General features: G+C 56.0%; 8 protein-coding genes. 3 read left to right on the plus strand and 5 right to left on the minus strand.

From position 1 onward, the window contains the following. Positions 1-4 precede the first annotated feature (4 nt). On the minus strand, positions 5-1,144 hold the full coding sequence (locus AC0TN7_RS03490) for a polysaccharide export protein (protein ID WP_014170829.1): 1,140 nt from the start codon (positions 1,142-1,144) through the stop codon (positions 5-7). Between the two features lie 692 nt (positions 1,145-1,836). On the opposite strand from AC0TN7_RS03490, the gene AC0TN7_RS03495 reads away from it, so the two are divergent. Then, positions 1,837-3,420: a TerC family protein gene (locus tag AC0TN7_RS03495; protein ID WP_061714793.1), complete on the plus strand. Its 1,584-nt coding sequence runs from the start codon at positions 1,837-1,839 to the stop codon at positions 3,418-3,420. A gap of 90 nt (positions 3,421-3,510) precedes the next feature. On the opposite strand, the gene asmA is transcribed toward AC0TN7_RS03495, so the two are convergent. The 3 genes from asmA to udk form a co-directional block, all read right to left on the minus strand. Next, on the minus strand, positions 3,511-5,361 hold the full coding sequence (gene asmA, locus AC0TN7_RS03500) for an outer membrane assembly protein AsmA (RefSeq protein ID WP_267215058.1): 1,851 nt from the start codon (positions 5,359-5,361) through the stop codon (positions 3,511-3,513). Positions 5,362-5,383: 22 nt separating this feature from the next. Then, positions 5,384-5,965, minus strand: a complete 582-nt coding sequence (dcd, locus tag AC0TN7_RS03505; protein ID WP_023312408.1) for a dCTP deaminase — start codon at positions 5,963-5,965, stop codon at positions 5,384-5,386. A 91-nt stretch (positions 5,966-6,056) separates the two neighbouring features. Further along, positions 6,057-6,698 (minus strand): uridine kinase, encoded by a 642-nt coding sequence (udk, locus tag AC0TN7_RS03510; RefSeq protein WP_008500855.1) that lies wholly within the window; start codon positions 6,696-6,698, stop codon positions 6,057-6,059. A gap of 343 nt (positions 6,699-7,041) precedes the next feature. Here udk and AC0TN7_RS03515 point away from each other — a divergent pair, with 343 nt between their 5' ends. Continuing rightward, positions 7,042-10,371 (plus strand): diguanylate cyclase, encoded by a 3,330-nt coding sequence (locus tag AC0TN7_RS03515; protein ID WP_061714791.1) that lies wholly within the window; start codon positions 7,042-7,044, stop codon positions 10,369-10,371. Here AC0TN7_RS03515 and alkA read toward each other — a convergent pair. Then, entirely contained in the window at positions 10,336-11,208 is an 873-nt protein-coding gene (alkA, locus tag AC0TN7_RS03520) for a DNA-3-methyladenine glycosylase 2 (protein ID WP_473701834.1), read from the minus strand. The two genes, AC0TN7_RS03515 and alkA, sit on opposite strands and share 36 nt — an antisense overlap. 130 nt (positions 11,209-11,338) lie before the next feature. Between alkA and yegD the strand changes: the two genes are divergently transcribed. Beyond that, a complete protein-coding gene (gene yegD / locus AC0TN7_RS03525) occupies positions 11,339-12,691 on the plus strand; it encodes a molecular chaperone (protein ID WP_061714789.1) in 1,353 nt (450 codons plus the stop codon). The last annotated feature ends 2 nt before the right edge of the window (positions 12,692-12,693 follow it).

Raw genomic sequence — 12,693 nt, forward strand, 5'->3', positions numbered from 1 at the left:
CGGATTACCAGGTATGAATGTCGCGCGCCGTATCCGTCATGTAGCGAACGCCACTGATGGTTGGCAGCAACTGGTTGATCAGACGGTTCCAGCGGGCAACCGGCGCGGTGGTGACGTACACCACATCGTATGGCTGAAGACGGAACTCCGTCGCCATCACCAGAGAGGTCGCATCGGACATATCCAGCTGGTAGATGTTGGCAATCTTGCCTTTCGCACTGCCCTCACCTTTAAGCGGACGGATCACGAAGATACCGGTCGCGTTAGAGGTCGTCAGATCGATACCTTCAGCATTGCCCAGCGCTTCGGTCAGGGTCATACCGCTGAAGTCCATTTTGAGGGTGCTCTGTTTCTTCACTTCACCCATCACGAAGACTTTCAGATCGTCATTGCGCGGTACGTAGAGAATGTCGCCCGGATAGAGAAGACGGTTCTGGGTCAGATCGCCGTTTTGCATCAGCGCCTGCAGCGAAATGCGCTGCTCCTTCCCATTGTGGGTGAGTACCACGTTGCGCCAGTCGGCGCCGTCGGTTAACCCGCCCGCGGCGTTAATGGCATCCAGTACGGTCAGAGGAACGTTGGTGATGGCCTGCTGGCCGGATTTGTTCACCTGGCCTGAGATATAGGCTTTTTGCGAGCGGAATGCGGCGATATTAACGTCCACCTGCGGATCGGCGATGTACTGCGCTAAGCGGCCGGTAATATCACTACGGATCTCGGCAAGCGTTTTCCCTGCAACATGGACTTTACCAATGTAGGGATAGAACATGGTGCCATCTGACTGCACCCAGTTACCGGTGTCGCTTGAGCTGCGGTACTGGCCCGCTGGCGTGGTCAGTTCCGGGTGGTCCCAGACGGTCACGTTGATCACGTCACCCGGCCCCACGCGGTACTGGTAGGACGCAATTTCCTGGTCCAGCGACATATTCGGCTGGGCAACATTCGGACGTGGACGTAATTGTTCGACCAGACGAGGCGTAAGTGGATAAACATTCACCATTTTGTCGAGATCAAAATCGGCATCCTGTTGCTTGATCACATCCTTACCCATTGTTGACATATTGCTGCCGGGAAAGACCGTGCAACCACTCATCAAGGTCACAGACACCAATAATGGCATCAATTTCATTTTGGATTTCATCATTGATTATTTATCACTTTGGCAGAGTAATTACCCTGTGCAATTTAAATAAGCTCGAGTCGTATTGGGTTTCAGCATGCAGTTAATCAAATAGAAATATAACTGGCATCAGTCCTAAAAAAAGCTTATTCATCCATTGGCTATTGACAGAATAATCGGGGCTGATTCACACGCTTTCAGGCACGCTACCGCCCTTGGCTTTCAGTTACCAATCCACTGACTAAACAATGTGTTATGGATAGACACCCTCTTGAGCAAGGTCTTCTGGAAATATATCAGCCGCTTGAGAAACCAGACGGATAATGAATAACCATCCCTGAAGACCGAACATTAATAGCAACACCGAGATTTAACATTTGATGCTGGGAGAATTGTTGCAGCTAACCTAATAGCAGGCAAGGAGACAACTGTCCTAATATCAGTTTTTAAGATTAATATTAAGAGCAAATTTTTGACCTTTTAGGAATTTCTTTATATTGACAAAAAGAGACTAAAAACCATTATCTGCGATATATCCTAAAATGCTTTCTTTGTAATTAAATATACGTATTTCGCTTATTTACACCCTGTTGAGAATGCTCTCTTTTTTACCCCTCGTATTAAGAGAAATCTCAGCCCGGCATTGCAATTTCCCCCAGCTTTATCCATGATCGAAGTGTGACATTCGTCATATAACAGAAGGTATTACTATTACTATGGAATGGATTGCCGATCCCTCAATCTGGGCCGGGCTGGTTACGCTGGTCGTCATCGAGTTAGTGCTCGGGATTGATAATCTGGTCTTTATCGCCATCCTCGCTGAAAAACTGCCCCCTTCCCAGCGCGACCGCGCGCGCGTGACGGGTCTGCTGCTGGCGATGGTGATGCGGTTACTGCTGCTGGCCTCTATCTCCTGGCTGGTCACGCTCACTCAGCCACTGTTCTCCATTCACGGTCTGAGTTTTAGCGCCCGCGATCTCATCATGCTCTTCGGCGGGTTGTTCCTGCTGTTCAAAGCCACCGTGGAACTCAACGAGCGGCTGGAAGGCAAAGACAGCGAGAACCCAACCCAGCGCCGCGGGGCGAAATTCTGGCCGGTGGTAGCGCAGATCGTGGTGCTGGATGCGGTCTTCTCCCTGGACTCGGTGATCACCGCCGTCGGGATGGTGGACCACCTTGCGGTGATGATGGCCGCGGTGATTATCGCCATCACCCTGATGGTGATGGCCAGCAAGGCGCTCACACGGTTTGTGAACAGTCACCCGACAATCGTCATCCTCTGTCTGAGCTTCCTGCTGATGATTGGCTTTAGCCTGGTGGCCGACGGTTTTGGCTTCCATATTCCGAAAGGCTACCTGTATGCCGCCATCGGGTTCTCCGTCATGATTGAAGCGCTTAACCAGCTGGCGATATTTAACCGCCGCCGCTTCCTGTCCGCGAATCAGACCCTGCGTCAGCGTACGGCCGACACGGTTATGCGCCTGTTAAGCGGTAAGAAAGAGGATGCGGAGCTGGACGCCGAATCCTCAGCCATGCTGGCCGACCACAGCGACGGGCTGATCTTTGATCCGCAGGAACGGCGGATGATCGAGCGGGTGCTCAATCTGAACCAGCGGACGGTCAGCAGCATCATGACCTCACGACATGACATTGAACATATCGACCTGACGGCACCGGAAGAGCACATTCGCGCCCTGCTGGATAAAAACCAGCACACCCGCGTGGTGGTGACCGGCGGTGAAGAGGAAGAGGAGCTGCTGGGCGTGGTGCACGTTATTGACCTGCTCCAGCAGCAGCTGCACGGCGAGCCGCTCAATCTCCGCATCCTGGTACGCCAGCCGCTGGTCTTCCCGGAGGGGCTACCGCTGCTCTCCGCCCTTGAGCAATTCCGTAACGCGCGCACGCACTTTGCCTTTGTGGTGGATGAGTTTGGTTCGGTGGAAGGACTGGTCACGCTCAGCGACGTAATGGAAACCATCGCCGGTAATCTGCCAAACGAGGTGGATGAGATTGATGCCCGCCACGACATTCAGAAAAACGCAGACGGTTCGTGGACGGCTAACGGCCATATGCCGCTGGAAGATCTGGTGCAATATGTCCCGCTGCCGCTGGATGAAAAGCGGGAATATCACACCATTGCCGGTCTGCTGATGGAGTATTTGCAGCGTATCCCGCAGCCGGGGGAAGAGGTTCAGGTGGGCGACTATCTGCTGAAAACCCTGCAGATTGAAAACCATCGCGTGCAGAAGGTTCAGCTCATTCCGCTGCGGGATGAGGAAGAACTGGATTTTGAGGTATAAAAAAGCCGGGTGGCGCTTCGCTTACCCGGCCTACGATGTTCGGTTTTTGTAGGCCGGGTAAGGCGGAGCCGCCCCCCGGCGCAACAGGCATCACAGCTTATCCAGCAGCTTTTTCACATCCTTGCCGTCCTGTGAATCTTTATTACGATCCGCCCAGCCGCTAAGCCGACGTTTCGCTTCATCCTGCAGATGCTTACGCAGGATCTGATCCACCTGCAGGCTGTAATTCAGGGCCTGCCATTTACCATATACGGTCAGCGGAACCGGCGTCTCTTTCAGGAAGTCGATGAGCTTGCTCTCACCCTGCCAGCCGGAAAGTACCCGCACGTTAAAGCGCGTGTCCGCCGTCTCTTTCACCAGATCCAGCTTACCGTCACCCGTCATTGATAACAGTGAAGAGGTGCCCTGCATTCCGTCGAGAGAAAGTTGTCCGTTGTCCAGCGTCAGGTCCGCGGTGAAGCTGTCGAGGCGCGTGGCGCTGTCATAGTTATCCTGCGCTTTCACATCGCTGCTGCGCTCAACCGCCTGCTGCACCAGCTGCTGGAAGTTAAGCCCTTCCATACGGGAGTTTTTCAGATCAAGATGCGCCTGCCCCTGCCACTCGCGGCGGAAAGCATCGGCATCAATTTTCGTGCCTGAGAAGTCACCCGCTAGCGTCAACTGCCCCGTCAGGGATATCGGGTAGTTAAACGCTTTCAGGATGGTACCTATCTCAACGTTGTCGAGACGCGGCTGGAATTCGGCGCTGGCAACGTCTTTACGGACATCCAGCGTGCCGGGCAGCGAGAGGTTCCCTGCGCCCATCTTACCGCTCAGTTCGGAGATCACCAGCAAACCGTTATGGTTAAACATCTGGCTGCTCACGTCGGTAAAATCAATACCGCGCCAGCGCAGGCTATTGGCTTTCAGCAGAATATCCGCCGTGAATCCGCGCAGGGCGTTATAGTCAGGTTGATCAAGATTAGACGAGATAACCGGACGCGATACCGGTGCCTGGCTTTGCCCCGTCTGCGTGGCATCGCTGTCGGTGGCGCTGGCTGGCAGCGGCGGCAGCAGGTTTTCCAGATTGAGCTTGTCAAACTGCAGATTCAGCACCCACTTCGGCTTCTCTTCGAGCGTAACGCTCGCCTGCCCCTTCAGGCTACTGTCATTTGCCTGCAGGTTGAGATTATCCAGCTCCAGCTGCTTTTGTTCTTCGCGCCAGACGGCCTGCAGCGTTCCCTGCCCGGTGATCCCCTGAGTGGGAAGATCGGCCCCCGTCAGCTGCCAGTCCAGTTGCTGAATGTCAGCGGTGAGCTGGTGCGGATAGTCTGAGGCATTGACGCTGGCATTCAGCGACAGGGTCAAATCACGCTGATCGCGATTCACGCGCCCGCTAAACGCCACCGACGCAAGATGGTGATCGTCCTGTTCCATCTGCAGGTTAATGTTGCGAACGGTCACCTGCTCCTGGTGCTCATGCTGGAAAACCAACACGCTATCGGCCACTTTCAGCTTGCCGATATCAAAGGACCAGCCTGTATCAGACGGCTCATCAGGCAGGGTATTTTCGCGCGGCGCAACCGGCGCATTTGCATCGCGCACGGCTTCCGATTGCGGGGTGAGCTGAATCACCGCGCCTTTCAGCATCACCTGTTTAACCTGCAGCTGATGGGAAATGAGCGGGAACAGCGCCACATCAAGGCGCATGTTGTCTGCAGAGACCAGCGGCTGGGACGCCCCCGGTGCCGTAAGCGACATGCGGCCAGAGAGAATGCTGAGCTGCGGCCAGACGTGCCAGCGCAGCGGCCCGTCAAGCTTCAGTTGATAACCACTGCGTGCCTCGACCTGCCGCACCATGTAAGCGCGGAAATCGTTGGGGTTAACCAGCAGAACCAACGCCGAAAGGCCGGCCACCAGCACCACCAGCAAAATCATCAGCGTTGTCAGAACTCTTCTCATGGCATCCTCAATGGGCTAACGATCAGTCTTTATCAATACGGCTGGCAACCGCGCCCTGCTGGTCGCGATATTTTGCGTCCTGCCGACGGTTATAAGGACGATCTGCCGGGCCTGACAGCGGTTCAAAACTCAACGCGCCGATCATCATCCCCGGGCGCAGCGCCAGCGGCAATTTACCGGCGTTGAAGAACTCCAGTACGATACGCCCCGACCAGCCTGGATCGATACGGTGCGCGGTCACGTGGACCATCAGTCCCAGTCGTGCCAGCGAAGAACGGCCATCAAGCCAGCCGACCAGGTCAGGAGGCAGGGTGACGGATTCAAAGGTCACCGCCAGGGCCAGTTCACCTGGGTGAAGATAAAAGGCTTCGCCCTCGTCGATAACGATTTCGTCACTCATCACGCGATCGAGCGCGGCGCTGACTTCGTCCTTCGGCCCGCTAAGGTCAATGAACGGTGCGGTATGGCCGCTAAAGGTGCGGAATTTATTACCTAACCGTACATCAACGGTCACGCCATTGATACGCTCAACAGGTGGACGTGGGGTAATAGACAAACGGCCTTCATCCAGCCAGGCTTCTATATCGCGATCACAAAGACGCATGGCACTTTCTCCTTTCATGCATCGTACCCTGAAGCGGTAAGCGCTCAGGGTAAAACCAGGTTATCTCTGAACGGTACACAATTCACGCGGCTTATTCAAAAAACTGGCTGATTTTCGCTTTTAAGATATCAATAGCAATGCGGTTTTTACCCCCGCGCGGCACGATGATATCGGCGTATTGTTTGGATGGCTCAATAAACTGCAGGAACATCGGGCGGACCGTTTTCTGGTATTGCGCCATAACGGAGTCCATCGAACGTCCACGTTCATTCACGTCGCGCTTGATGCGGCGCATCAGGCAGATATCCAGCGGGGTATCAACGAAAATCGAGAAGTTCATGGATTCACGCAGGCGGGCGTCGGTCAGCAGCAGGATGCCTTCAAGGATAATGACCTTTTTCGGCTCGATGCGGATCGTTTCCTGGGTGCGGGTGTGTTCTACGTAGCTGTAAACGGGCAACTCAATCGCCTGGCCGCTCTTAAGCGCTTCTAAATGCTGGAACAGCAGGCTGTGATCCATCGCATTGGGGTGGTCATAGTTGGTTTTGACGCGTTCTTCCATCGACAGATGGGATTGATCTTTGTAATAGCTGTCTTCGGGAATGACGCCGATATGCTCATCACCTACTTGTTCACGCAGTTCGCGATAAAGCGTACTGGCAATTAGACTTTTACCTGAAGCCGATGCGCCGGCGATGCCTATAATGACGCACTGATGAGACTTATCAGTCATAAATTTAGCGACCTGATTAACCTGGATGTTAAGGAAGGACGACGCCGGAGCGTCAAACGCGGCAATTATAGGGATTTCGCGGGCGTGATACCAGTCGAATGCACAGGTTCTGCGAGACTGGCCGAAAAGTGACGTTTTATTCCCTGAGTGAAATTTAAATGAACGTTTTTTCAGCGTTTAATCGTTTTTTTTAACGGAGTAAGTATTTAATAAGTCTATGGTGTCAAATTCTGAGCGGTCACCATATGAATTGTAAATTGTTTGTACTAGCATAAACCAAATTATCAAATTCACGCGTTCGGACATCTTCCCTGACGGCATGGCGTCTCTGGATAAAGCGGTAATGAATAAACAATACCAGCGGGTTTTGGTTACCACCCCACATCCTCTAATACGACTTGTCTGTCTGGGCCTGGTCACCTTTATCTTTACCTTATTTTCGCTGGAGCTCACCCGCTTCGGTACCCTGCTGGCCCCGCTCTGGTTCCCCACCGCCATTATGATGGTGGCGTTTTACCGCCATGCGGGAAAAATGTGGCCGGGAATCGCCCTGGCCTGTTCGTTCGGCAATGTTCTGGCCTCGTGGATGCTGTTTTCATGGGGGTCGGTCAGCTTCATCTACCCTTCTATCAACGTCATTGAAGCCGCTATCGGCGCGCTGTTTCTGCGCAAATGGCTCCCGTGGTACAACCCGCTGCAGAATCTGAACGACTGGATCCGCGTGGCCATCGGCAGCGCGCTGGTACCGCCGCTGGTGGGCGGTATTCTGGTGTCTCTGCTGGCACCCGGCCCTGAACCCCTGCGTAATTTCTTCGTCTGGGTGTTGTCAGAAGCCATTGGCGCGCTGGCGCTGGTGCCGCTGGGCCTGCTGTTTAAACCCCATTATCTGCTGCGCCACCGTGACCCGAGATTGCTGCTGGAAACGCTGACCACGCTGGCCGTAACGTTAGCCCTCAGTTGGGCAGCCATCACCTGGCTGCCGTGGCCTTTCACCTGCGTGATTGTTCTGCTGATGTGGAGCGCCGTGCGCCTGCCACGGATGGAAGCGTTCATGGTGTTTCTGGTCACCGTGATGGTTGTGTCGCTGATGATTGCCCGTAACCCTCTGGCGCTGACCACCCAGCACGCCGGGCCGATGCTGAACGCCCCCTGGCTGCCGTTCCTGATGCTGCTCCTGCCCGCTAACGTGATGACCATGGTGATGTACGCCTTCCGCGCCGAGCGCAAACACATCACCGAAAGCGAGGAGCGCTTCCGCAATGCGATGGAGTATTCGGCCATCGGTATGGCGCTGGTCAGCATTGAGGGCAAATGGCTTCAGGCTAACAAGGCGCTGTGCAATTTCCTCGGTTACAGCCAGACGGAGCTCCAGTCGCTGACCTTCCAGCAGCTCACCTGGCCGGAAGATCTGCACACCGACCTGGAACAGCTTGAACAGCTGGTCAATGGCGATATCAATACCTATACCCTCGAGAAGCGCTATTACACCCGCGACGGGGAAGTGGTCTGGGCGCTGCTGGCCGTCTCCGTCGTGCGTCATGCCGACGGCTCGCCGCTCTATTTTATCGCCCAGATTGAAGACATTAACGACCTGAAGCAGACCGAATGGGTCAATAAGCGCCTGATGGAGCGCATTACGCTTGCTAACGAAGCGGGCGGCATCGGCATCTGGGAGTGGGATCTGGAGCCAGACATTATCAGCTGGGACAAGCGGATGTTTGAGCTGTATGAAATCCCGCCGCACATCAAGCCCACCTGGCAGCTCTGGCATGACACGATGCTGCCGGAAGATCGCGCCCACGCAGAGAAGGTGCTGCGGGACTCTCTGATTTCCCGTCTGCCGTTTAAGCTGGAATTTCGCATCCGCGTGAAGGAAGGCGTGCGCCATATTCGCTCCCTGGCGAACCGGGTGCTTAATAAGCAGGGTGAGGTCGAACGGCTGCTCGGCATCAACATGGACATGACCGAGGTTAAGCAGCTCAACGAAGCCCTCTTCCAGGAAAAAGAGCGTCTGCACATCACCCTCGATTCCATCGGTGAAGCGGTACTGTGTACCGATATCAACATGAACGTCACCTTTATGAACCCGGTGGCCGAGAAAATGAGCGGCTGGCTGCAGACCGAGGCTATCGGCCAGCCGATCCTGAAGGTGTTGCACATCACCTTTGGTGAAAAAGGGCCGCTGATGGAGAATATTCACAGCGGCGATATGTCCCGTTCCGATATCGATCAGGACGTGGTGCTGAACTGCCGTACCGGTGGAAATTTCGATATTCATTACAGCATTACGCCGCTCAGCACGCTGGATGGGCAGAATATTGGCTCGGTTATCGTGATTCAGGACGTGACCGAGTCGCGCAAAATGCTGCGCCAGCTCAGCTATAGCGCCTCCCACGACGCCCTGACCCATCTGGCAAACCGGGTCAGCTTCGAAAATCATCTCAAACGCCTCCTGCAGACCGTTCGCGAAACGCGCCAGCGTCATGCTCTGGTCTTTATCGATCTCGATCGCTTCAAAGCCGTCAACGATACGGCAGGCCACGCGGCGGGCGATGCCCTGCTGCGGGAACTCTCTTCCCTGATGTTGACCATGCTCCGCTCCAGCGACGTGCTGGCGCGTCTGGGCGGGGACGAGTTCGGCTTACTGTTACCGGACTGCAATATTGAAAGCGCGCGCTATATTGCCGGTCGCCTGATCCACACGATCAATGACTATCACTTTATGTGGGAAGGCCGCCTGCACCGGATCGGCGCCAGCGCCGGCATCACGCTGATTGATGAAAATAACCATCAGGCGTCGGAGATCATGTCGCAGGCGGATATTGCCTGTTATGCCTCAAAAAACAGCGGGCGCGGCATGGTGACGGTTTACGAACCCCAGCAGGAGCGGGATCACCACACGCGCAACATGATGTCGCTTGATGAACAGTGGCACATGATTAAAGACAATCACCTGATGATAATTGCCCGCAGCGTCGCCTCCCCGCGCATCCCGGAAAGCAGTAATTTCTGGCTGCTGTCGTTACGCCTGTGGACCAGTCAGGGCGAAGTCCAGGAAGAGCATGCTTTCCGCTCGGGCCTGGCGGAACCTGAGCTTTTGCACGCCCTCGACAGACGTATTTTTAGCGAGTTTTTCCGCACCTATGCCGCCCAGATCGCCAGTAAAGGCATGGGTGTGGCACTGCCGCTTTCTGAGGCCGGTTTAGCCAGCGTGACGTTGGTCGATGAGCTTCTAGACCTGCTGGATAAAAGCCCCATGCCGGGTCGTCTGCTACATCTGGTTATCTCTGCCGATGTGGTGTGCAGCCCGGATAAGAACCTGCAGCGGAGTCTGCAAAAGCTTCGCCAGGCGGGCTGCCGCGTGATCTTCAGCCAGGTGGGACGCGACATGAACGTCTTTACCCACCTGACAGCGAATATGGCCGACTATCTGATGCTGGACGCTGAGGTGGTAAGCAACGTGTATGGCAATCTGATGGATGAGATGATGGTGACCATTGTGCAGGGCCACGCCCAGCGTCTGGGAATGAAAACCATCGCGGGCCCCTGCAACCAGCCCATCATGATGGATACGCTCTCCGGCATCGGCATTGATTTTATCTTTGGTGACACCATCGCCGAGCCGCAGCCGCTGGATCTACTGCTCAACACCAGCTATTTCGCCATCAACTGACGGCGACCAGCCGTCGGTGTACCAGATGTGCAGCAGCGCGTAAGAGCGCCACGGCTGCCAGCGCTCGGCATAACGACGAATTTGCGCGGGCGTCATCCCGGCAAACCGTTGTTTAATCAGGTAATCATCCGGAAGAAATACATCTTTCGCCTGCCAGCCGCGCAGGGCCAGATAATTTGCCGTCCAGCGCCCTATACCCGGCCGCTGCTGTAGCGCCTTCATCCCCTCCTCTATGTTCGCGGGTGGGAAAAGCGGAAACGTCCCGTCGATGACCGACTGCGCCAGATGAATCAGCGACTCCGCACGCTTTACCGGCATACCTAACGCTTTCAGCGCCAGAGGATCCGCTGCCGCCAGCGCCTGCGGCGTGGGGAAGCAGAGATAGCCCGGGCAATCCGCCACGGGTTCGCCGCATAACGCCACCACGCTCGACGCCAGCTTCGCCGCCATCGCCACGCTCACCAGCTGTCCGAGAATTGCCCGAACGCCCTGCTCGTACGCATCCATCGCTCCCGGCAAACGTAAGCCTGGCCGGGCAGCACCGAGATCGCCCAGCGTCTCCGCGATGCGCTGCGGATTGCAGGCAAGATCGAACAGGCGTTCGATGCGTTCAAGGCACGTCTGCGCAACCGGAATTAACCCCGGGCTGAGGATCACGGTCAGCGTATGGGTGGCGATATCCGGAGTCACGCGGAAGATCCCCTGATGTCCTTCGCAGGCAAAACTGCGCTCGTAGTAGTCGTGCGTGACGGTTTCAATGCCCGTTACCGCACGCGCGCCAAGAAAGCCAAACATCCACTGCCAGTCATAAGGGGGAAGCCAGGTGAGGGTATACATCGTTACTCCTTTTTTAGTGTTATCAGCATAAACGGAAAGACCCTGTATTGCCTTGCTTTCATATTCCTGTTGTCGCCATGCAGACATTTCGTTAAAGTCTCGCCCCTTCTCACCGGCATGGGGATTCATCGTGTTTATTGGATTTGACTACGGTACGGCAAACTGCTCGGTTGCGATTATGCAAAACGGGCAGCCACGGCTCCTGAAAATGGAAAAAGAGAGCACGCTGCTGCCGTCTATGCTCTGCGCACCGACGCGTGAAGCGGTGAGCGAATGGCTGTTTCGTCACCATCAGGTTCCGGCCACGGCGACGGAGACCCAGGCGCTGCTGCGCCGGGCGGTCAGCTTTAACCGCGAGGAAGACATCGACGTTACGCCGTCCAGCGTGCAGTTCGGTCTCTCTTCGCTCGGGCATTACATTGAAGACCCGGAAGAGGTCTACTTCGTTAAGTCACCAAAATCCTTCCTCGGTGCCAGCGGCCTGAAGCCGCAGCAGGTCGCGCTGTTCGAAGACCTGGTGTGCGCGATGATGCTGCATATTCGTCATCAGGCGCAGACGCAGGTCTCCGATGCGATTACCCAGGCGGTGATTGGCCGTCCGATCAACTTCCAGGGGCTGGGCGGCGACGAGGCCAACCAGCAGGCGCAGGGGATCCTTGAGCGTGCGGCGCACCGCGCGGGCTTCCGCGACGTGGTGTTCCAGTATGAGCCGGTTGCCGCGGGGCTGGACTTTGAAGCCACGCTGACGGAAGAGACGCGCGTATTAGTCGTGGACATCGGCGGGGGCACGACGGACTGCTCGCTGCTGCTGATGGGCCCGCAGTGGCATAACCGTCGCGATCGTGAAAACAGCCTGCTCGGGCACAGCGGCTGCCGCGTAGGCGGTAACGATCTTGATATCGCGCTGGCATTCAAGAGCCTGATGCCGCTGCTCGGCATGGGGGGTCAGACGGAAAAAGGCATTGCTCTGCCGATCCTGCCGTGGTGGAACGCGATTGCCATCAACGATGTGCCTGCGCAAAGTGATTTTTACAGCACCGCCAACGGCCGCTTCCTGAACGATCTGGTGCGTGATGCGCAGGACGGTGAAAAAGTCGCCCTGCTCTATAAAGTGTGGCGCCAGCGTCTGAGCTACCGCGTGGTGCGTACCGCGGAAGAGAGCAAAATCGCCCTGTCCGACCGCGCTGAGCATGCGGTCTCCCTGCCGTTTATCAGCGACGAACTGGCCACCGCCATTTCGCAGGACGGGCTGGAGGCGGCGCTCGCGCAGCCGCTGCAGCGCATTCTGGAACAGGTGCAGCTGGCGCTGGAGAACGGCAAAGAGAAGCCGGACGTTATCTACCTGACCGGAGGTAGCGCCCGTTCGCCGCTGATTAAAAAAGCGCTGGCGGAACAGCTGCCGGGTATTCCGATTGCGGGTGGAGATGACTTTGGCTCCGTTACCGCAGGGCTGGCGCGCTGGGCGCAGGTGATGTTTAGCTAGCG

Source organism: Enterobacter sp. PL_is511 (genome assembly GCF_055816065.1).

Bases quoted from the DNA above. Each gene is read 5' to 3' on its own strand.
- AC0TN7_RS03490 (WP_014170829.1), bottom strand. From the start codon at position 1,144: ATGATGAAATCCAAAATGAAATTGATGCCATTATTGGTGTCTGTGACC.
- AC0TN7_RS03495 (WP_061714793.1), top strand. From the start codon at position 1,837: ATGGAATGGATTGCCGATCCCTCAATCTGGGCCGGGCTGGTTACGCTG.
- asmA (WP_267215058.1), bottom strand. From the start codon at position 5,361: ATGAGAAGAGTTCTGACAACGCTGATGATTTTGCTGGTGGTGCTGGTG.
- dcd (WP_023312408.1), bottom strand. From the start codon at position 5,965: ATGCGTCTTTGTGATCGCGATATAGAAGCCTGGCTGGATGAAGGCCGT.
- udk (WP_008500855.1), bottom strand. From the start codon at position 6,698: ATGACTGATAAGTCTCATCAGTGCGTCATTATAGGCATCGCCGGCGCA.
- AC0TN7_RS03515 (WP_061714791.1), top strand. From the start codon at position 7,042: ATGAATAAACAATACCAGCGGGTTTTGGTTACCACCCCACATCCTCTA.
- alkA (WP_473701834.1), bottom strand. From the start codon at position 11,208: ATGTATACCCTCACCTGGCTTCCCCCTTATGACTGGCAGTGGATGTTT.